We start from the raw sequence: 20,248 nt of genomic DNA on the forward strand, positions 1-20,248 counted from the left end.
ATATAAATGAGAGAACCTTTCATTCACATTAAAAATCTGAAGACCTATTTTCATACAGAAGATGGAACTGTGCCCGCGGTTGATGATGTATCCTTATCGATTAACAAAGGGGAAATACTAGCGATTGTAGGTGAATCTGGTTCAGGCAAAAGTGTTACTTCATTATCGCTATTGCGTTTAATTGCTCCGCCAGGCCGAATTGAATCCGGGGAGATTTTATTTGAAGGACATAATCTAGCAGACTATTCCATGAAAAAAATGCGAGGAATACGTGGCAATAAAATCGCAATGATCTTCCAAGAGCCACTTACCTCTTTAAATCCAGTATTTACCGTGGGGAATCAGGTTTCGGAATCTATTATCGAGCACCAACATAAAAGTAAGAAAGAAGCAAAGAAGCTGGCGATTGAGATGCTGACAAAGGTTGGCATCCCAAGACCTGAAAAGGTGTTTCATTCCTATCCGCATGCTTTAAGCGGAGGAATGCGACAACGGGTGATGATTGCGATGGCATTATCTTGCAACCCAGAATTATTAATCGCGGATGAACCAACAACAGCACTTGATGTCACCATACAAGCTCAGATATTAAATTTAATGAAAGAATTAATTATTGAATTCGAAACATCAATCCTGCTGATTACGCATGATTTAGGTATTGTTGCTGAGATGGCGGACCGAGTTATCGTTATGTATGGTGGTCAAATCGTTGAAGAAACAGATGTCTTTACGTTATTTAAGCATCCGAAACATCCATATACAAAGGGACTTCTCGCCAGTACTCCAAAAGTGCATGAATTAAAAGAGGAACTGGTATCTATTCCTGGCTCTGTACCAAATCCAATTGATTATCCAATCGGCTGCCGATTCGCAGACCGTTGTGCGTGGGTTATGGAAACCTGCAGAACTGTTCACCCGAAATTAATCGAGATTAAACCGGGACATATGGTTCGATGCTGGCTGCATGAAGGAAAGGGGGAAGGAACTTGATAAGGAAAGAGCATTTACTTGAGGTGAAGGGATTAAAGAAATATTTTGAAGTTAAAAGTGGCTTTTTAAAAAGAAGTAAAAATGATTTAAAAGCAGTAAATGATATTAGTTTCTTTGTTGAGGCTGGAGAAACACTCGGGATTGTTGGAGAATCAGGGTGCGGCAAATCCACAATAGGCAATATGATTGTTCAGCTATTAAAACCAACCGCAGGAGAGATCTATTTTGAAGGTGAGGATATTACGAAATTAAAAGGGGAAGCATTGCGAAAGAAACGATCAGACATTCAGATTATCTTTCAGGATCCTTATTCCTCCCTTAACCCACGAATGCGTGTATTTGATTTAATTGCAGAACCACTTCGTACTCATGAGTCATTAACCAAAAAAGAACTTGAAAACCGCGTGCTTGAGCTGATGGAAACTGTTGGACTTAAACGAACCTATGCAAATCGCTTTCCACATGAATTCAGTGGTGGACAGCGTCAACGTATCGGAATTGCCCGCGCTATCGGCTTGAATCCCAAGCTAATTGTATGTGATGAACCTGTATCTGCTCTTGATGTATCTATCCAATCGCAAATTTTAAATCTGCTTGTAAAGCTTCAAAAGGAGTTTCAAATAACTTATCTTTTTATTGCCCATGGACTGCCTGTTGTAAAACATATAAGCGATCGTATTGCTGTTATGTATTTGGGGAAAATTGTTGAGCTGACAACAAAAGAACAGCTATTTATAAAGCCGATGCACCCGTATACGGAGGGACTATTATCAGCAATTCCAGTACTAGACCCCACACAACGGGATTTGAAAGAACATAGAGTATTAATAAAAGGAGATATCCCAAATCCAGTCCATCCACCTTCAGGCTGTGTTTTTCATCCGCGCTGTCCATATGCTAGAGAGCTATGTACCCAAATGGAACCAATTTTTGAGGAGAAAGAATCCGGGCACTTTGCAGCGTGTCACTATCCCTTAAGGGAGGGGAAAGGGATTGTCCATCCAAGGGAAGGAAATCATCATGGAGACGTACATTTTGAATCAAAAAAAGGAGATGCTCGGTTTAATTGAGCAATTAGTTAACATTGATAGTGGTTCCTATTATAAAAAAGGTGTTGATAAAGTAGCGGAAATATTGATAAATCAATTTAGAGAGATGGGTTTTCAGATTACGATTAAGAAGAATAAATTATATGGAAACAATGTAGTCATACAATACGATGAAAATAAAAAAACAGATATTTTAATTGTTGCACATATGGATACTGTTTTTCCAGAGGGAACAGTACGTGAACGCCCCTTTACTATTAAGGGAAGCCGCGCATATGGACCAGGTGTTATTGATATGAAGTCAAGTCTAGTAACACTGTTATATGCAATAAAAGCACTCTATCAGCAGCCTAACAATGCATATAAAAATATAACGATTATTTTAAACAGTGATGAAGAGATCGGATCACCGACATCCAAAAAGCTGATTGAGAAAATTTCCAGAACGAAGAAGTATGCATTAATTATGGAACCAGCACGGCAAGATGGCTCGATTGTTTCAGCAAGGCGTGGGGGTGGCAAGTATATTTTATCTGTGAAAGGCAAAGCAGCACATTCTGGTGTCTCACCTGAAGATGGAAAAAGTGCAATCGAAGAGCTTGCACATAAGATTATTAAGCTGCAGCAGCTGAATAATGCCCAAAAAGGTATTTCAATCAATGTCGGTATGATTGAAGGCGGGGAAGCAGTTAACGTTGTCCCTTCTGAGGCCAAAGGGATGATAGATGTCCGGATTACAAGTCGAGAGCAAGCAAGATATGTAAGAAAACAAATTGAAAAGATATGCGCTACACCTGATATAAAAGGTACAAATATTACATTAAAGGGCGGAATAAATCGCCTGCCTCTCGAATTAAACCAAGCAAACAAGAAACTTTTGCTTGTGGTTCAAGATGTTGCAGACTCAATAGGTATAGAATTAAAAGCTGTTCATACTGGAGGTGGTTCTGATGCATCATTTCCAGCTAATTTAGGAGTGGCAACCATTGATGGGCTTGGCCCAATAGGTGGTGGTCTTCATAACGAGGACGAGTATTTGGAGATTCATTCATTAACGGAAAGATGTTTTCTGTTGGCTGAGACAATATCAAGACTTTCCTAATAAATAAGGGGGCAGAGTCAGCAGGAACGTATAGGCAATTTACACATACGATAGTATCATCATGGGAATCAGGAGGGAATTATGAATTCATACTTATTGGAAGTGCAGAAATGGTATCAGGAAAACAAGGGGAAATTCGAGCATGATTTACAGCATTTTGAAGGACATGCAAAAGAAGCGTTTTCTCGGATAATAGCCCAATTTGAAAACACGTTTGCAAACGCAGCAAGGGAGTATATTGACGAGGAGCACATCTCAGGATTAGTAGAAGAAGTTTATGCATTGTATGAGCAAAATGCAGTGTTTGAACGTTCTGAGGGAAGACAGCCATTTGTTCCGATAGGAGGGCATCGTTTGCCGCCTCTGCCATATTCTTATGATGCATTAGAGCCATATATCGCAAAGGAAATTATGTATTTGCACCATGACAAGCATCATCAAAGCTATGTCGATGGTCTGAACAAAGCAGAACTAAAAATGGAAGAAGCGAGACAGACAGGTGATTTTGACATCATTAAACATTGGGAGCGAGAGGCTGCATTTAATGGCGCTGGTCATTATTTGCATACGATATTTTGGGAGATTATGGCGCCTAATGCAGGCGGCAGACCACAAGGAGAATTGCTTCAAGCAATTGAGCGTGACTTTGGAAGTTTTGAACAATTCAAGGAGCACTTTACACAAGCGGCCAACCAAGTGGAGGGCGGAGGCTGGACAATGCTTGTTTGGGCACCAAGGTCTGGGAGAATGGAAATTTTACAAGCCGAAAAGCACCAAAACCTTTCCCAGCAAGATATTGTTCCATTATTAGTCCTTGATGTATGGGAGCATGCTTATTATTTGCAGTATTTAAATGAGAAAAAGGATTATGTTGAAGCATGGTGGAATGTCGTCAATTGGCCAGCAGTTGCAGACCGGTATCAAAAGGCAAAAACGCTACGCTGGAAACTTGCTTAGCAGAATAAACGCTTAAAAATATCAACAGGATTCTAATCGCTGTTGATATTTTCTTTTTAACTTTATGTTGTTTATGTATCCTTGTTCAAGTAAAAAATACGCGTAGCTCGTTGAACATTTCCATTTTTGTCTGAGGCTTCAAATGTTACAACATGAAAATGCTCAACTAAAGGTTCTGTTAGTTTAAATGATAATATGGAGGTATTTCCATTGTAATCCGCTTCGTAGGCAACACCATCCACAATAATCTGGAAATCCAAATTTTCAATTGTATCCGCAGGTGCATCGATATTCGCTTTTAAAGTCGGCATTGTTTCTTCAACTATTTCGCCCATTTTAAATTCCGGAGTCATTTTGATATCTAACTCTTTTGCATATGCGTTTATAGTTGCGGCATTTTCAACTTCCTGTAATAATCGAAGCGTATTTTTTCCAAGGATTTTTTCGATATCCTCATCAGAGTACCCTCTGTTTTTTAACTCATCCGTAATTTTATAGAGTTCGCTTGCATTTTGTAAATCTGAGGGCATATCCGAACCGTCAAAGTCAGAACCAAGTGCAACATGATCAATCCCAATTAAATCGACAGCATAATCAATATGATCAGCGATATTGGTAACATAGGCGGATGGATTATCCGTTAAAAATGCCGGATAAAACACGATTCCTATAACACCGCCATTTTCAGCAAGAGCGAGCAGCTGCTCATCTGTCAGGTTGCGCTGATGGTTTTTTAGTGCCTTTACACCGGAATGTGTTGCCATGACAGGCGCATCGGTGACCTCTAACACATCCCAAAACGTGTTCTCTGACATGTGTGACACGTCAATAATCATGCCTAGTTTATTCATTTCCTCTGCAACCTGCACACCGAGATCAGTTAGTCCGCCACTTGATGGGGTTCTGGCTGGATCTCCATATATTTTATTCGCACCTTCACCTAGTGCGTTAGAATAGTTCCAATTAAAACCAATGGCTTTAATACCGAGGTCGTAATATTGATGAAGCAATTCAATAGCATTATGTTCTTCTAAAGAATAGGCGCCTTCTATTGTAGGAACTGCTGCAATTTTCCCTGCTTGTACCGTATCCCAAATTTCAAATGCTGTCTTTGCAATTTGAAAATGGTCCCGATTATGTTCCTCCATCCAATAGAGTGCATGGATTAATGCGAGTGTGCGGCTGATACTACGGGGATTATTGTCATAATAACCTTCTGTAAACGCTGCGAAAAAACCTACATTTATTCCACCTTTTTTAAGCTTTGGTATATCAGCATGAAGGGGAGTATCCTTTCCGATATCGACATTTGGCAGCCAAATGTTTTCGTCCAATACATTCATCATTGTATCGATATGACTATCAACAATTATCGCTTTATTATGTATACTATCCGTATTTTCAGTAGGTTCGTGCTTTAATTGGATAGAAAAGTTATCCAGCGTGCCCCATGCAGCAGGGAAGGTTAATAGCATTGTAATGAGCAGCCAGAATAAAGTAGTGGGCATTGCTGAAACTCCTTTCAGAGAATGAGACAAAATCTATCAAATTTTAAGATGTATATAGAATTAATCTCATTGTACAGAAAGATTACAGGACTGTCATTTCCGAGAAAATCCATATTGAATGAGCCATGGTAATTTATACACATATTTGATTTATAAAAAGAAAAGTGCAGATAACCAAGATTTAGTAACGTTTAGCTTTTCGTATTGAACTATTATTACCTTTTACCTATAATAGGTATTGGTTGAGAAAAATGTAGAAATTTAATAGAACTCTGCCAGTGGTGCAGTTCACCTTACTAGCCATAGAGGCTTGGTTAAAGGGTTAGCTAAGTTCTTAACATAATCAAGCTAACCTTTTATCCATCATAGCTTTACTTTTTGAATTTGCTCCCCCTGCTTTTTGCCCTAAGCTTTGCCATTAAATCAGACGATTGTTGTGCTAAAGCTTCTGTGTTAGATGTATCAATTCCTTTTATGTTGTATGTAGTTTGATTTTTTTCAACAGTAAATACGGTTTCGATTTTACTGCCTTTCGGAAGCGCACTTCGGTTTACAATATATTCTTCCTTCATTTCTTCAATTAAAATAACTGCCTTGTCTCCTTCAAATCGATCTAGTATTCCTTTCATGTGAAAGCCTCCTTGTTAATCTAAGCAAGCTAAACTTTGATCCTGTATATCTGTCATTCTAGCTGGCCCTATTCCTTGAATACGCGTTAAGTCGTTTAATGTATCATATGGTCTTAAATCGATTAATTCAGCAGCTCGCTCAGGGCCAATGTGAATAATTGCTTGAATATCTACGGCATTTGCAGTATTAATATTGACACAGGAATTGTCAGCTATTCGGTCTTCTCCATCGTCATTTTTATCCGCGTTATGATTTGAATTATTTGGTATATCGGAATTAGATGCCGGCTTCTCTTTGTTTGTTTCGATACGATAGTTTTCTCCATCCGAACTGACAATGATTGTTCCGTCTTTATCGGTTCCATACAGTTTTATTCCTGCATTCTTGATGTATGAGACTACGTCCTCACTCGGATGTCCATAGCTATTGTTAACACCTGCACTATAGATTGCAATTTCTGGATCAACTGCATTTATAAAAGCAGGGTCACTCGATGTATTTGAACCGTGATGACCGAGGTGAAGAATATCCGCCCCTATATCGATTCCGCTGTTTATGATGTTATGTTCGTCACTTCTTCCTGCATCACCTGTAAATAAAAACTTCGTGCTGCCATATGTGAGCAGTAATGAAATGGATTCTTCATTTGACTTTCCAGTAATTGTATCTGGGTAAAGAACGGTAATATCAAGAGGGCCAATTTCATATTCTTCCCCTGTTCTAGGCTCATGGTAATCGGCATCACTATTAATAACAGCTTCGACACCACTCCTGAAGGTTTCAGATGAACTTTCATTTCCAGACATCCAAACCTCACCAACATCAAAACTTTGAACAACATCAGCTAATTGACCGATGTGATCAGCATCCGGATGACTGACAACGATAAGGGCAATTGCAGAGACATCCTGTGCCATTAGATAATTTACGACCTCATCACCTTTCCAATCACCTGTATCAAAAAGGATGGTATACGACTTTTCCGCATCCGAATAGCGGAAAAGTGTGGCATCTGCTTGGCCTACATCCATGTAATGAACTTCTAAATCGGAGTGGGGAGAGGGTTTATCTGGTTCTGAAACATCGCTATTATCTGCAATCGAAGTAGATTGATCATCATGTGCACGATCTGCAATGGATGATGGATCTGTCTGATTACTAGTCTGCCCACAAGCAGTTAAAAAGATGATGAAAATCAAAGTTAGTAAAAATCTTCTATTCAATTGTTAACCCCCAAAAAGTATTTTCTCAAGTAAGGGTATCAAATAGAAGCAAGGAAATCTATGAAACTTTATCCAAAATAGTTGGCATGTGTTATTTGGACGTGAAAAAATACTATAGGCGGTGTGGCTAAAAATGACACTTAATCTTAATCGTAAAAAGATGCATTGCATTGTTGCCTTGCTATTCATATGTGGATTTATTGTATATGTAGTGGCAAGCAATCATTATTATGAGGAAAAAGGGAGGAAGTTTATCGGAGTAATCGATCGATTTGAAAATAATCAAGCTGTCATATTAATTGAGGAATTAGGAGAAGAAATAATTGTCAACAGAAAGCTTTTGCCATCTGAAATCGAAGCCAACATGTGGCTCCGATTTGAAATTTATTCTGATATTAAGAAATGATGTCGATGAATATATGGAAATCAAGCAAGTAAAGCACCTATAGCTCCAGCATAGGCTCCTTTATCAAGAAAGATTGCCTTATAGGATAGCTTGTCCTGAAAACTGCTTAATACATTTTTTAATGGTCTGTTGCCATTCAGCGCACTGCCAATAAAGACAATCTTATGGATATTTTTGTGTAATGCAAGTTGACCAGCGAGTGATATTGTAATTTCTCCTACTAATTGAATAAGTGCAGCCATATGATCTGCTTTTTCTGATGTTTTATGGTGATTGACTTTACCAAAATTAGCTGCAGTAAGATCCCAAAAAATAGGCGGCTCATTTGGTTCATAAATATCCCTCACTAATAAATCACTGTTTTCATGGTTCCCTTTTTCAGCTAAAGCAATCAGTTCTTGAAATGTACTTTTTCCTGTAATTATTGAACCTAGCCCCATCAATGTACCCCCACTAACACCACTTCCAGATAGTCGCTCAATTTTATGATGGGCTACATGAAAAATCGATGTGCCCGTACCGATATTCACAACAAGATAATCTTTTTTACTTGGTTGCTTTTCTATGTTCATTAAATAACGTGTACCCTCAAGAAGGGATTGGAATTCATCTATAAAATGGGCTTTTTGGCTTGGCAGGTTCGGAATTAAATTATTTTTTCCTCCAGTTACATGTAATACAGCACCAGGAGAAATAAACTTTAACCATTGCAGCAGCTCATTTTTTTCCTGAATAGAATATGTCTTAACATGAAGCTTGCCATGTTCTTCATAGGCTATTTTTATTAACGTTCCTCCAGCATCAATTCCGATTTTTTCCATCGTATAATCCCTCACTTTGTCCTTTATTTACTTTCTACTAGCATACCTTAAACGATTATTTTTGAAAAATGAGCGTTTCGTATGAAAACAACAAAACTGGATTACCTAATCAATCAGGTATTGCTCCAGCGAAACTTCTTTCACCCCTGCACGTTACTAACCAGAGGCTTCTGCTTTTTAAGAATTACAATTTCTCCATTAGACAATTCATGCATAAACATTTTGTATGAAATTTACTTTGATTGTTTTATTTGGCGGGACTTTCGCTAAAACTTGTAGCATAATGGTATGAATAAAAAATTGAAACCTATTGCGACTGTTTAACGTAATAGTATAATAGTAGGAGAGAACATCTATTAAATGATTTCCTTTCGGGATTTTACTATGCATTAACGGTGAAAAAAATGGATAGCAGGGAGAATACCGTAAATTCCTGAATCTGTTTTACTAAGAATCAGGCAGGGGGAAGAGCCCCGAATTGAATGAAGTTTCACTTTATATAGGAGTTGATGGATTTGAGGGCGTTTTTACAGTTTATAATCCAATCCATGCTTGGTTTTACTGGTATTGTATTGGCTTGGCTTGTTAGCTTTTTTGCGTTTAGTCAAACATTATTGATATCAAGTCTGATTGCAGCAGGGGGAGGTATTGTATGTTTCATTACTACCAAGCAAATCTTAGATTATCGGTATGTGAAAAAGAATGGGTTAACAAGAAGAGAATATAAATTCATTGAATCAAATTTAAAAGAAGCAAAGCAAAAGGTCTCCCGTTTGCAAAAAGCATTATTTCGTGTTCGAACACTGCAGGATGCTAAACGGAATTTGGAAATTGCACGTACAGCACAAAAAATATATGTAAATGCAAAGCGGGATCCAAACCGTTTCTATCAAGCGGAAGGATTCTTTTATAATCATTTGGACTCTCTTGTTGAACTCGCAGAAAAGTATGCTTTTTTGGCAGCACAGCCAGCCAAAACACGAGAGATGGAAACCTCGCTGAGAGAAACACGCCAAACAATTTCGACGCTCGGCGAAACGATAAAAAAAGATTTGCATGTTATGCTAAATGATGATATGGATACGTTACATTTCGAACTTGATGTTGCAAAGCAGTCCATTCATCGAATGAATAAGAACAGCAAGGGGATGATGAAATGAGTGAACATAATCAACAAAAGCCTTCACAAGCAATCGATGATATATTAGCAAATCCATTTGGGAGTGAGCCAACACATCCATCATCAGATTCATTATCATTTCAAGATACAGATAAACCTGAGAAATTGATCCATACATTATCGAAAGAAAATCAAGAACGGGCAATCCAATTGGCAGAACAGATTGATCCGAATAATAACGGTTCGATTGCACAATATGGAACAGAAGCACAATCAAAACTATTAAATTTTTCGCACGGCATGCTGGAACATGTGCAAAAACAGGATATTGGCGAAATTGGTTCCATTTTAAGTGATTTAATGAAGAAACTTGAGCAAGTTAACCCGGACGAGCTGCGTCCGGAAAAACGTGGTTTGCTTTCTCGTATGTTTGGCAAAATATCTGGTACGGTTAATGAGATACTTTCAAAGTATCAGAAGACAGGTGCACAAATCGATCGGATCCGAGTGAAGCTGGACCGCAGCAAAGATGCATTGATTACAGATAACGGCATGCTGGAACAGCTATTTGATCAAAATAGAGATTATTATGATGCATTGAATATTTATATTGCTGCTGGTGAAGTGAAGCTTGAAGAAATGGAAACGAAATTAATTCCTGAAGTAAAGCGAAAAGCAGAGATTAGTCAAAGTCAAATGGATTTTCAAAAGGTGAACGATCTTATGCAATTTGCTGATCGTTTGGCGAAACGGACGCATGATTTGAAATTAAGCAGACAAATTACGATGCAAACTGCTCCACAAATCCGATTGATTCAAAATATAAATCAAGCACTTGTTGAAAAAATTCAATCGTCTATTTTAACAGCTATTCCGTTATGGAAAAATCAAGTTGCGATTGCATTAACGCTTTTACGTCAGCGCAATGCGGTAGAAGCGCAAAAGCAAGTATCGAAAACAACAAATGAATTATTGCTTAAAAACGCGGAAATGTTAAAAACAAATACAATTGAAACGGCAAAAGAGAATGAACGCGGGCTTGTTGATATTGATACATTAAAGCAGACACAGGAGCATTTAGTTTCTACAATCGAGGAAACAATTCAAATTCAAACTGAGGGACGTACGAAACGTAATCAAGCAGAGCAAGAGCTGATTGGCATGGAGGAAGAATTAAAGCAGAAGTTGTTAGAATTACGATAAGCACAATTATAATTTCTTAAAATAAAGCTGTTGGTTTTAATTAAAATCAACAGCTTTGGCTTGTTAAAAATAGGATGTTTCTTTAGAAAACCGTTTTAGTTGCTGATTATTTCTCTTTAGGGACATGATTAAAAACTTCACCACTATCAAAGAACTCAACTAAACGATTAAGCCAGTCAAAATAGTTTAGCCATTCTTTCGTTTCATTCAGCAGGTCGTTAATTTTAGCTTCTGTTTCTTCATCTATTGTTTCATTTTCAAGAAGATTTGCTAATTCGGCTGATAACTTTTTACCTACTAACTTATTGCGTTTAATTACACGCTGCCAGCCGGATGTGAATAAAGAAATAAAGGTTTGGTAATAATCCTGCTCCACATTATAAATGTCTTTTCGAACACCTTTTTCAAATACCTTCTCAGCAATATTATGATCTACCATTTCACGAACAACCTGGCTCATTCTTGTTTTGCTCATTCCGGTAGCTTCTGATAGCTCGTCCAATGTCATTGGATTTCGATTAATATAAATAATGCCCAGCACCCTGCCGACAGTTGCAGAAATACCATACATCCGCATATTATCCGCAATGTTTTCAATAAATTTATCTTCAATTTGCATCAATTTTAAAGATGCTTGCTCTTGCAATGGCCTCACCTACCAAATTTCAACTTTATGAAGTCACTTTACCACAGAATGTAAAAAAGTTAAACTCTTATATTATAGCGTAAATAAGAGTAAATGTAAGAATTTAATCGAAAACTATAGCTTGTATTAATTCTAATCATTATTATTTATAAAAATTATAAACTTTATTCAGTATATAAAATTTAAATTGCAAGAAATGATAGAAGTTTAATTTTATTTATATAATTTTCAATACTTATCGGATGTATACATGTTATTTCAGTTGGAAGCACCAGTTTTAAATTTCCTTTAACGAATAATTAGTTCAGAAGTTATCAAAAATATGTTTTGTGCTATAATAATAAAATCTTTCATTCATTTCATTCAATAATTGACAATCAACCTGTGGTATTTCAACAAGGAGAGTGACATCATGACAGATAAAAATACAGGTCATCAAGTGATGACAGAGAAAGACAGGAAAAGCAGGAGAAACTCGTTAATTGGTGCTGCTTTTCTAATGGCGACTTCTGCGGTTGGACCAGGCTTTCTAACTCAAACAGCGTATTTTACAGAAGCGCTATTGGCAAGTTTCGGTTTTGTTATTTTAGTTTCGATTATATTAGATATCGGTGCACAGCTTAATGTATGGAGAATTATTGCCGTTTCAAAAATGCGTGGTCAGGAGATTGCCAATGCAGTTTTGCCGGGGTTAGGATTTGCTGTAGCGTTATTTGTTGTAATTGGCGGGATAGCGTTTAATATAGGAAATGTCGGTGGTGCAGGACTTGGAAGCAATGCTATGCTTGGAATCGATCCTAAAATTGGTGCTGTAATTACAGCAGGGATTGCTATTTTTATATTTTTATCAAAGGAAGCAGGAGCTGCAATGGACCAAGTTGTGAAATGGCTTGGGGCACTGCTTATTCTATTAATTGCTTATGTAATGTTTGTGAGTCAGCCACCGGTTGGGGAAGCAATTTATCGATCCTTTGTACCGTTGGAGCTTGATTTTTACGCGATTATCACAATTGTCGGTGGTACAGTTGGAGGATACATAACATTTTCTGGTGGGCATCGTTTATTGGATGCGGGAATTTCAGGTAAGGAAAGTATTCCTGAAGTAAATCGAACATCCATCATGGGAATTATAATTGCTTCTGCTGTTCGGATTTTGTTATTTTTAGCAGTGCTTGGCGTTGTTTCAGCTGGTATATCCCTGGATCCGGATAATCCGGCTGCAACTGTATTTTTACATGCTGCAGGTGAATTCGGCTATCGTATGTTCGGGCTTGTGCTTTGGGTTGCAGCGATTACTTCCGTTATCGGTGCGGCATATACTTCCGTGTCATTTTTGCGGACATTCCACGAAAAAATTGACCAATATTATCGCTATTGGATCATTGGGTTTATATTAGTATCAACTATTATTTTTATATTTATTGGTCAAGCTGCTACATTACTTGTATTTGCTGGTGCTGTAAATGGTTTAATTTTGCCATTGACCTTAGGGTCTATCCTGCTTGCTGCACATAATACAAGAATTGTCGGAGATTATAAACATCCTGTATGGTTGACGGTTTTTGGTATAATTATAGTTGTATTGACAACATTTCTTGGGGTTAGAACGCTGTTTCAAACAATACCGCAACTGTTCTAATAGCGTAATAGTATTCTTATGATATAACTTCGTTTAATATATTATAGTAATGATTAATTTTAATGGTGGGATACGTATGTTTCAAATAAGTGCTTTTGGGGATACAGGTTTACGGGTTCAATTTGGTGAACATATATCAAAAGAAATAAACCAACAAATTCGTAGCTTCTGTATGTTATTGGAGAAGGAAAAAATACCAGGTGTAATAGAGTGGATTCCAACGTACACAGCGGTTACTATCGTATATAATCCATATACGATTTTATATAAGGTATTGGTGGATCAAATAGAGAAGCTGCAGAACAGACTTTCTGATACGGAACTTCCACCTGCAGAAATCATGCATATTCCAGTTTGTTATGGAGGGGATAAGGGACCGGATTTAGCGGCAGTCGCCCGTTTCCATAACCTCGATGAATCAAAAGTGATTTCCGTCCATTCAGGTGCAGACTATTTAATTTATATGATGGGCTTTATCCCAGGGTTTGCTTATCTTGGGGGAATGTCAAATGAAATTGCAGTACCAAGATTAGAAAGTCCTCGTGCAGCAATTCCAGCTGGATCTGTAGGGATTGCAGGAGAACAGACTGGAATTTATCCACTTGAATCTCCTGGTGGCTGGCAGATTATTGGAAGAACACCTGTGAAATTATATGATCCAAACGACTCGTCTCCAATTCTTTTACGAGCAGGTAATTATATTCGTTTTATACCAATTGGTAAGGAAGAGTATAAAGTGATTGAGAAAGAAGTGAATGCAGGAACGTTTATTCCTTATGTGGAAACATTTATGGAGTAAGGAGGTTTTAGGGCGTGACTTATTTTGTTGATGTAAACAGTGATTTAGGAGAAAGCTTTGGAGCTTATAAAATTGGCTCGGACGATTTAGTGATGAACTATATTTCTTCTGCCAATATTGCGTGTGGGTTCCATGCGGGAGATTATAATGTAATGCAGCATTCGGTAAAAATGGCAGCAGAAAAGAAGGTGGGAATTGGTGCCCATCCAGGACTTCCGGATTTAATTGGATTTGGGCGCCGTCCTATGAAAATAGCCCCGCAAGAGATCTATAATCTCATTATTTATCAGGTTGGGGCACTCCAGGCTTTTGCCCGCTCTAATCACAATGAATTGAATCATGTGAAACCACACGGTGCATTATACAATATGGCTGTAAAAGATCCAGAAATTGCTCAAGCTATTGCTGAAGCAGTTTATGCAATTGACCCAAATCTTATTTTGTTTGGACTTGCAGGAAGTGAGTTAGTGAAAGCCGGGAAAAAAACAGGTATACCTGTTGCTGAAGAGGTATTCGCTGATCGCACATATCAGCCGGATGGTTCACTAACCCCACGAACGCTTGCAAATGCAATGGTTGAAGATGCGACTGAGGCAGTAAGCCGTGTTATTCGAATGATAAAGGATGGAAAAGTAGAGGCGGTTGATGGCTCAGACATTACAATCAATGCAGATACCATCTGCATTCATGGAGACGAGCCAAAGTCCTTGGAGTTTGCAAAACGTTTATGTACAGTGTTAACAGAGAATGGAATTATTATAAAAAGAGTAGGGAAGTAAATGAGTAATACAATTATTGAAGTTGTAAAGCCAGGTTTAGCAACATCTGTGCAAGATCTTGGAAGAACTGGATTTCAGGCGTTTGGTGTTGTTGTCTCAGGAGCAATGGATAGCTTCGCATTACAGGTTGGAAATATGTTAGTAGGAAATCGGCGAAATGCAGCGGGATTGGAGATTGTGATCATGGGCCCTGAGCTCCGCATCCTTGAAGATACTGTACTAGCTATTTGTGGAGCAGATTTATCGCCTAAGCTAGATGGAGAACAGTTCCCAGGTTGGAAATCTGTTGCCGTCAAAAAAGGCCAAGTTATTACCTTTGGACAACCTAAAGACGGTGCCTATGCTTATATTGCTGTTGCAGGTGGTATAGAGACACCATTTGTTATGGGGAGCAGGTCTACCTATACCAAAGCTGCGATAGGTGGTTTTAAAGGACGATATTTGCAAAAAGGAGATCGTCTAGCTAATGGTCCATCTCATCTTCCATTGGGAAGTGTTTCTGGTAAAGGACTATCTTCCAAATTTATACCTAATTATAAAAATGCGGAAAAAATTCGTGTAGTTCTAGGTCCAGATCAAGCTGCCTTTCCAGACAATTCTATCAAGCAATTTCTTTCAGCAAGTTACAAAGTATCCGCGAAATCGGATCGAATGGGGTATCGTTTAGAAGGAGCAGAACTTACTCATCAGCATGGTGCAGATATTTTATCAGATGCAGTGATGGCTGGTACGATTCAAGTGCCTGCAAATGGTCAGCCTATTGTTCTGCTTGCTGATCGCCAAACAACTGGTGGATATACAAGGATTGGGACAGTTATTTCTGTTGATCTGCCGCTTGTAGCTCAGAAGTATACAGGAAGTGAGCTGCAATTTGAGGCAATCGGTGTGGAAGAAGCACAAATGCTTTATGTTAAGCGTGAGCGTTTGTTGCGATGTTTGAGTTTCGAGACAGGTGTTGCAGGATAGGAAATGAATATGATTGTCAAGAATGTAATGGAGCTGAACAGAATTAGATGCCTAACTTAGCACTCTCTTATTCCTCATTATGAGAACAGGGGAAGAGGCATCTAGTAATGGAATGAGATTTAATAGATGTAGAGTTTTTTGTAAACTGAATAAAAGGAAGTGATTCAGTGGTTAATGATCGTAATGAAAAGATAAATGAAATTCGAGAGTTAATTCGAAAAGGAGAATGGACAAAGCCGACGACAGGTCTTGCACCCGGTTATACACAGGCCAATCTTGTTATTTTACCGAAAAAATACGCATATGACTTTTTATTGTTCTGTATGCGAAACCCGAAAACTTGTCCGCTGATTGAGGTTACGGATGTTGGTTCGTCTATACCTCAAAAGACTGCGCCAGATGGAGATATTAAAACCGACCTTCCAAAATACCGCATTTATCGTGACGGAGAATTTGTTGAGGAAGTTACAGATATAACATCTTACTGGCAGGATGATTTTGTTTCCTTTCTTATCGGCTGCAGTTTTACATTTGAAAAACCGCTGCTTGAAAATGGTATTCCAATTCGCTATATTGAGGAAGGACGAAATGTATCCATGTATAAAACAAATATAGCCTGTGAATCAGCTGGTATTTTTCAGGGACCAGTAGTTGTTAGCATGCGTCCGATGAAGCCTGCAGAAGCAATTCGGGCGACACAAATTACATCTCGTTTTCCTTCTGTGCATGGAGCACCAATACACATTGGTGACCCAAGCTTAATTGGCATCGACGCAATAGATAAACCAGATTTTGGGGATGCTGTAACCATTCATGAAGGTGAAGTGCCTGTATTTTGGGGCTGTGGTGTAACCCCTCAGGCAGCTGTTATGGCAAGTAAGCCCGAATTAGTAATTACCCATGCACCTGGACATATGTTTATCACAGATGTCAAAGATGACGAACATGCAGTGATCTAGGCTTGCAAGGGTATAAATATGTGTTTTTGAACTGCTTATCTTGATTAATTATCTAAAGATAAGCAGTTTTATTATGGCTAAAAATAATATGGAAGCCTGTCCATATGGAGCCTATAGACGAATTGACAAAATTATGAAAGAATAAACATTAACATATTATGTAGGAGCTATTACGATGAAAAATGTGATTAACTGGTGTTTAACGGTTTCGATTATAACGTTTACGGTTTTGCATTTCTTTACATATTTTTATGAAAATGAATGGCTGTTAAAAATACTTTCCATCAGTGGAATTGGGATTTTTATAGGAACTGTTGTCAGGTATACACCACCCAATATAAAAATGCCTTCTTCATTGTTTGTTATTGGATTTATGATTTTATTTTTCTCTGAGACTTCTTTAATAGAAGGACTTTGGAATGGTTTATTACAAATGAGAAATATCATTGGTCTGCTTGTCATTGTGCCGATGATTAGCTGGGTGCTTCGTGAAGAACCTTTTCTGGAAGCGATAATGGGCTTTGCGCATCGCTTCTTGAATACTAGCCGTAAGTTCTACTTTGGTATAATCTCGTTTACTCAAATTATTGCTTATTTTTTGCTGTTTGGCTCGATTGCAATGATGTATCAGTTTATAAATATGATTTTAAAAGATGAAAAAGGAGAAGTGTGGGAACATTTTAAAGGGACTGCTCTTTTACGGGGCTTCTCACTTTCGGTGTTATGGGTTATTAGTATTCCCAGTTTTGCCTACGTTGTAGAAACGATGAATGCATCATTAAGCATTTCTATTATTCAGGGATTAATCGTCTCAATTTGTGGAATTTTTGTCGCACTTTTATTTTCAAAATCGGAAGAAAAAAAGTATGGGGTAAATTTGACAGCTGGATTAAAAACTGAAATCGCAGAGCTTCTAAGTCACACTTTAAATAAAAAAGAGATGCATCGGAATGTGAAGGAATTCATTGTTCTGTTTGTTTCGTTATTTGGTTCAATATTCATCTTGAATTTTATAGTAGCAATTGAGCTGCTTGTTTTAATCCCATTGGTCGTTATGGTCTGGATTGTCGTTTACTATATGATTAAAGGACGAATGAACAAATTATTTGATTTAGCTAAAAGCTATGTGAGAACAGATATGGCAAAGCAATCCTATCAGCTTTGTGTCATGCTTGGAGCAGGGTTTCTCATTTTTGCACTTAATCAAACTGAATTTGCAAGCTTTGTTGTGAATGGGATTTACTCTTTACAGGAGATGCTGCCATTTTTGAATTTATTGTATTTTCTTCCGTTTATGGTGATTCTATTGGGATTTGTAGCACTTGGGCCGCTCACAGTAATGGTGCTGGTAGCTGGTATATTGCAAAGTATCCATCTTCCGTATCCTCCAGAGTTAATTGTATTGGCAATTACGTTAGGCAGCTCTATTTCCATTTTGCTTTCACCAGTGATTATGCCAATTATTATGCTGAGTGGACAAAATGGACTAAGCGGTTTTAAAAATGGGATTCAATTTAATTGGAAATTTGCTGTTGTGATGTATGTGTTGGTTATGGGATATGTACAGGTAAGGGTTTATTTGGGGAGCTTTTAGTTTGTTTCTTTGAATCTATAAAATTGGCAATGAAGTTGAAAATAATCAATCTCTCTACTATCTTTCCTATCTTTATTGTATAATGTTTTACAATTATACAAATATAATTACTTTTATTGCAACGGGGGGCTTTTATTGTGCTAAATGTTATAGATCTTAGAAAGATGAAAGCGAATAAGGACAAAATTACAATGATTACAGCTTATGATTATCCTTCTGCTAAACATGCAGAACAATCTGGAATAGATATGATTCTTGTTGGGGATTCTTTAGGGATGGTGGTACTTGGTTATGATTCTACTGTTCAGGTTAAAGTAGATGATATGATCCATCATGGGAAAGCAGTGAGACGTGGTTCACCAAATACTTTCACTGTAGTTGATATGCCTTTTATGTCCTATCATCTCTCATTGGAAGAGTCCATGCGCAACGGTGCTAGAATTTTCCAAGAAACCAATGCTCAAGCAATAAAAGTCGAAGGGGCAACAGATGAAATTCTCATCTTAATCAAACGATTATCGGAAGCTGGAATACCAGTTGTAGCTCATTTAGGTTTGACTCCACAGTCTGTCAACGTACTTGGAGGATTCAAAGTTCAAGGGAAGGAAAAAGCTCAAGCGAAACAATTATTAAATGATGCAAAAAAAGTGACTGAGCACGGAGCAGTTGCTCTTGTGCTAGAGTGTATTCCTAAAGAACTAGCTGGAATAATTACAGATTCCATCGAAATTCCAACTATTGGTATTGGGGCAGGTGTGAATTGTGACGGCCAAGTTCTTGTCTATCATGACGTTATGGAATATGGTGTCGACCGGTTACCTAAATTTGTTAACCCTTATAGTGATTTTAATACAAGTGGAAAAGAAGCATTAACAGCCTATATATCGGACGTAAAGCAGGGAAATTTTCCTGCAGATGAACATTCTTTCTTTATAAAAGATCCACATATACTACCTGAAATAGAATAAGGTGAGAAGTCAATGAAAGTAATTCGTACTATAAAAGAGATGAAACAATTATGTAAACAGTATAAAGAGAAGCAGATTGGTTTTGTTCCCACAATGGGTTTTCTTCATGATGGACATCTTAGTTTAATGAGAGAAGCGACCCAAGAAAATGATCTCGTAGTTTCTAGTATCTTTGTTAATCCATTGCAATTTGGACCTAATGACGATTATGAAACTTATCCTAGAGATGAAGACAGAGATACACTTCTTGCTGAACAAGCAGGAGTCGACATTTTGTTTATCCCTGCACCTAGTGAAATGTACCCTACCCCAATGATGATAAAAATGGGAATTGAAAAACGGACAAATGTGCTATGTGGCCGCTCTCGTCCAGGGCATTTTAATGGAGTTCTTACAGTCTTAACAAAATTATTCCATATTATTTTTCCCGATAAAGTATATTTTGGCTTGAAAGATGCACAACAAGTAGCAGTAGTTGACGCGCTCATAGAAGATTTAAATTTTTCAACTGAGTTGATTGGTATGCCAACAGTCAGGGAAGCTGATGGACTAGCAAAAAGCAGCCGTAATGTTAACTTAAAGGAAGATGAAAGAAAAGAAGCCGTTTGGATTTACAAGTCCTTACAAAAAGGGCACCAATTAATTCAAAATGGAGAAAAAGATCCAAAAAAAGTAATCGATGAAGTTATAAAGACGTTGGAAAGTAATGTCTCTGGGAAAATTGACTATGCAGAATTGTTAAGTTACCCTTCATTAGAAAAGGTTTCAACCATTAACCAACCCGTGATTCTTGCTACTGCTGTTTATTATGAACAGGCGAGACTAATCGATAATCTAATCTTAAACGAAAATGGAGAACGAATTGATCGCTATATTAACTAGGAGTGAT

20 protein-coding genes are annotated in these 20,248 nt (G+C 37.8%); 15 read left to right on the forward strand and 5 right to left on the reverse strand.

The window, feature by feature from the left end; all coding sequences use genetic code 11:
• Positions 1–6: 6 nt before the first annotated feature.
• The 4 genes from NSQ77_RS16520 to NSQ77_RS16535 all read left to right on the forward strand — a co-directional run bounded on the left by NSQ77_RS16520 (position 7) and on the right by NSQ77_RS16535 (position 4,098).
• Positions 7–990 (forward strand): ABC transporter ATP-binding protein, encoded by a 984-nt coding sequence (locus NSQ77_RS16520; RefSeq protein ID WP_339227140.1) that lies wholly within the window; start codon positions 7–9, stop codon positions 988–990.
• On the forward strand, positions 987–2,060 hold the full coding sequence (locus NSQ77_RS16525) for a dipeptide ABC transporter ATP-binding protein (RefSeq protein WP_339227141.1): 1,074 nt from the start codon (positions 987–989) through the stop codon (positions 2,058–2,060). Before NSQ77_RS16520 ends, NSQ77_RS16525 begins: the two co-directional genes overlap by 4 nt.
• A complete protein-coding gene (locus tag NSQ77_RS16530; RefSeq protein ID WP_339227142.1) occupies positions 2,026–3,141 on the forward strand; it encodes a M20 family metallopeptidase in 1,116 nt (371 codons plus the stop codon). Before NSQ77_RS16525 ends, NSQ77_RS16530 begins: the two co-directional genes overlap by 35 nt.
• An 81-nt stretch (positions 3,142–3,222) precedes the next feature.
• Positions 3,223–4,098 (forward strand): superoxide dismutase, encoded by an 876-nt coding sequence (locus NSQ77_RS16535; protein WP_339227143.1) that lies wholly within the window; start codon positions 3,223–3,225, stop codon positions 4,096–4,098.
• A 71-nt stretch (positions 4,099–4,169) separates the two neighbouring features.
• Here the strand turns inward: NSQ77_RS16535 and NSQ77_RS16540 are convergent, their stop codons facing one another.
• From NSQ77_RS16540 to NSQ77_RS16550, 3 genes are all read right to left on the reverse strand, one after another.
• Complete coding sequence (locus NSQ77_RS16540) at positions 4,170–5,606, reverse strand: dipeptidase (protein ID WP_339227144.1); 1,437 nt, start codon at positions 5,604–5,606, stop codon at positions 4,170–4,172.
• A 371-nt stretch (positions 5,607–5,977) separates the two neighbouring features.
• Positions 5,978–6,235, reverse strand: coding sequence for a DUF3006 domain-containing protein (locus tag NSQ77_RS16545; protein ID WP_339227145.1), 258 nt, complete (start codon positions 6,233–6,235; stop codon positions 5,978–5,980).
• Positions 6,236–6,250: 15 nt separating this feature from the next.
• Positions 6,251–7,459, reverse strand: a complete 1,209-nt coding sequence (locus NSQ77_RS16550; RefSeq protein WP_339227146.1) for an MBL fold metallo-hydrolase — start codon at positions 7,457–7,459, stop codon at positions 6,251–6,253.
• 133 nt (positions 7,460–7,592) lie between these two features.
• On the opposite strand from NSQ77_RS16550, the gene NSQ77_RS16555 reads away from it, so the two are divergent.
• Positions 7,593–7,865: a DUF3006 domain-containing protein gene (locus tag NSQ77_RS16555; protein ID WP_339227147.1), complete on the forward strand. Its 273-nt coding sequence runs from the start codon at positions 7,593–7,595 to the stop codon at positions 7,863–7,865.
• A gap of 20 nt (positions 7,866–7,885) precedes the next feature.
• On the opposite strand, the gene coaW is transcribed toward NSQ77_RS16555, so the two are convergent.
• On the reverse strand, positions 7,886–8,686 hold the full coding sequence (gene coaW / locus NSQ77_RS16560; protein WP_339227148.1) for a type II pantothenate kinase: 801 nt from the start codon (positions 8,684–8,686) through the stop codon (positions 7,886–7,888).
• Positions 8,687–9,201: 515 nt separating this feature from the next.
• Here coaW and NSQ77_RS16565 point away from each other — a divergent pair.
• Together NSQ77_RS16565 and NSQ77_RS16570 are read left to right on the forward strand one after the other, a co-directional pair.
• Positions 9,202–9,846 (forward strand): 5-bromo-4-chloroindolyl phosphate hydrolysis family protein, encoded by a 645-nt coding sequence (locus NSQ77_RS16565; RefSeq protein WP_339227149.1) that lies wholly within the window; start codon positions 9,202–9,204, stop codon positions 9,844–9,846.
• Entirely contained in the window at positions 9,843–11,009 is a 1,167-nt protein-coding gene (locus tag NSQ77_RS16570) for a toxic anion resistance protein (protein ID WP_339227150.1), read from the forward strand. The genes NSQ77_RS16565 and NSQ77_RS16570 overlap by 4 nt, the downstream gene beginning before the upstream one ends.
• Positions 11,010–11,115: 106 nt before the next feature.
• Here the strand turns inward: NSQ77_RS16570 and NSQ77_RS16575 are convergent, their stop codons facing one another.
• Positions 11,116–11,628 (reverse strand): GbsR/MarR family transcriptional regulator, encoded by a 513-nt coding sequence (locus tag NSQ77_RS16575; RefSeq protein WP_339231049.1) that lies wholly within the window; start codon positions 11,626–11,628, stop codon positions 11,116–11,118.
• Between the two features lie 439 nt (positions 11,629–12,067).
• Between NSQ77_RS16575 and NSQ77_RS16580 the strand changes: the two genes are divergently transcribed.
• The 8 genes from NSQ77_RS16580 to panC all read left to right on the forward strand — a co-directional run bounded on the left by NSQ77_RS16580 (position 12,068) and on the right by panC (position 20,241).
• Complete coding sequence (locus NSQ77_RS16580; RefSeq protein WP_339227151.1) at positions 12,068–13,294, forward strand: NRAMP family divalent metal transporter; 1,227 nt, start codon at positions 12,068–12,070, stop codon at positions 13,292–13,294.
• Positions 13,295–13,370: 76 nt separating this feature from the next.
• The gene (gene pxpB, locus NSQ77_RS16585) at positions 13,371–14,093 is read left to right on the forward strand and encodes a 5-oxoprolinase subunit PxpB (protein WP_339227152.1); all 723 of its coding nucleotides are present in this window, start codon (positions 13,371–13,373) and stop codon (positions 14,091–14,093) included.
• Between the two features lie 14 nt (positions 14,094–14,107).
• Positions 14,108–14,872, forward strand: a complete 765-nt coding sequence (locus NSQ77_RS16590; RefSeq protein ID WP_339227153.1) for a 5-oxoprolinase subunit PxpA — start codon at positions 14,108–14,110, stop codon at positions 14,870–14,872.
• The gene (locus NSQ77_RS16595) at positions 14,873–15,838 is read left to right on the forward strand and encodes a biotin-dependent carboxyltransferase family protein (protein ID WP_339227154.1); all 966 of its coding nucleotides are present in this window, start codon (positions 14,873–14,875) and stop codon (positions 15,836–15,838) included.
• 167 nt (positions 15,839–16,005) lie between these two features.
• Positions 16,006–16,797, forward strand: coding sequence for a putative hydro-lyase (locus NSQ77_RS16600; RefSeq protein WP_339227155.1), 792 nt, complete (start codon positions 16,006–16,008; stop codon positions 16,795–16,797).
• Positions 16,798–16,972: 175 nt separating this feature from the next.
• The gene (locus NSQ77_RS16605) at positions 16,973–18,391 is read left to right on the forward strand and encodes a hypothetical protein (RefSeq protein WP_339227156.1); all 1,419 of its coding nucleotides are present in this window, start codon (positions 16,973–16,975) and stop codon (positions 18,389–18,391) included.
• A gap of 137 nt (positions 18,392–18,528) precedes the next feature.
• Positions 18,529–19,359 (forward strand): 3-methyl-2-oxobutanoate hydroxymethyltransferase, encoded by an 831-nt coding sequence (gene panB, locus NSQ77_RS16610; RefSeq protein WP_339227157.1) that lies wholly within the window; start codon positions 18,529–18,531, stop codon positions 19,357–19,359.
• A 12-nt stretch (positions 19,360–19,371) separates the two neighbouring features.
• On the forward strand, positions 19,372–20,241 hold the full coding sequence (gene panC / locus NSQ77_RS16615; RefSeq protein WP_339227159.1) for a pantoate--beta-alanine ligase: 870 nt from the start codon (positions 19,372–19,374) through the stop codon (positions 20,239–20,241).
• Positions 20,242–20,248 lie beyond the last annotated feature (7 nt).

Origin of the sequence: Oceanobacillus sp. FSL K6-2867 (assembly GCF_037963145.1) — a bacterium.
Lineage (GTDB): Bacteria > Bacillota > Bacilli > Bacillales > Amphibacillaceae > Oceanobacillus.

Bases quoted from the DNA above. Each gene is read 5' to 3' on its own strand.
- NSQ77_RS16570 (WP_339227150.1), top strand. From the start codon at position 9,843: ATGAGTGAACATAATCAACAAAAGCCTTCACAAGCAATCGATGATATA.
- NSQ77_RS16605 (WP_339227156.1), top strand. From the start codon at position 16,973: ATGAAAAATGTGATTAACTGGTGTTTAACGGTTTCGATTATAACGTTT.
- panC (WP_339227159.1), top strand. From the start codon at position 19,372: ATGAAAGTAATTCGTACTATAAAAGAGATGAAACAATTATGTAAACAG.
- NSQ77_RS16575 (WP_339231049.1), bottom strand. From the start codon at position 11,628: ATGCAAATTGAAGATAAATTTATTGAAAACATTGCGGATAATATGCGG.
- NSQ77_RS16545 (WP_339227145.1), bottom strand. From the start codon at position 6,235: ATGAAAGGAATACTAGATCGATTTGAAGGAGACAAGGCAGTTATTTTA.
- NSQ77_RS16535 (WP_339227143.1), top strand. From the start codon at position 3,223: ATGAATTCATACTTATTGGAAGTGCAGAAATGGTATCAGGAAAACAAG.
- NSQ77_RS16520 (WP_339227140.1), top strand. From the start codon at position 7: ATGAGAGAACCTTTCATTCACATTAAAAATCTGAAGACCTATTTTCAT.
- pxpB (WP_339227152.1), top strand. From the start codon at position 13,371: ATGTTTCAAATAAGTGCTTTTGGGGATACAGGTTTACGGGTTCAATTT.
- NSQ77_RS16555 (WP_339227147.1), top strand. From the start codon at position 7,593: ATGACACTTAATCTTAATCGTAAAAAGATGCATTGCATTGTTGCCTTG.
- coaW (WP_339227148.1), bottom strand. From the start codon at position 8,686: ATGGAAAAAATCGGAATTGATGCTGGAGGAACGTTAATAAAAATAGCC.
- NSQ77_RS16580 (WP_339227151.1), top strand. From the start codon at position 12,068: ATGACAGATAAAAATACAGGTCATCAAGTGATGACAGAGAAAGACAGG.
- NSQ77_RS16595 (WP_339227154.1), top strand. From the start codon at position 14,873: ATGAGTAATACAATTATTGAAGTTGTAAAGCCAGGTTTAGCAACATCT.
- NSQ77_RS16540 (WP_339227144.1), bottom strand. From the start codon at position 5,606: ATGCCCACTACTTTATTCTGGCTGCTCATTACAATGCTATTAACCTTC.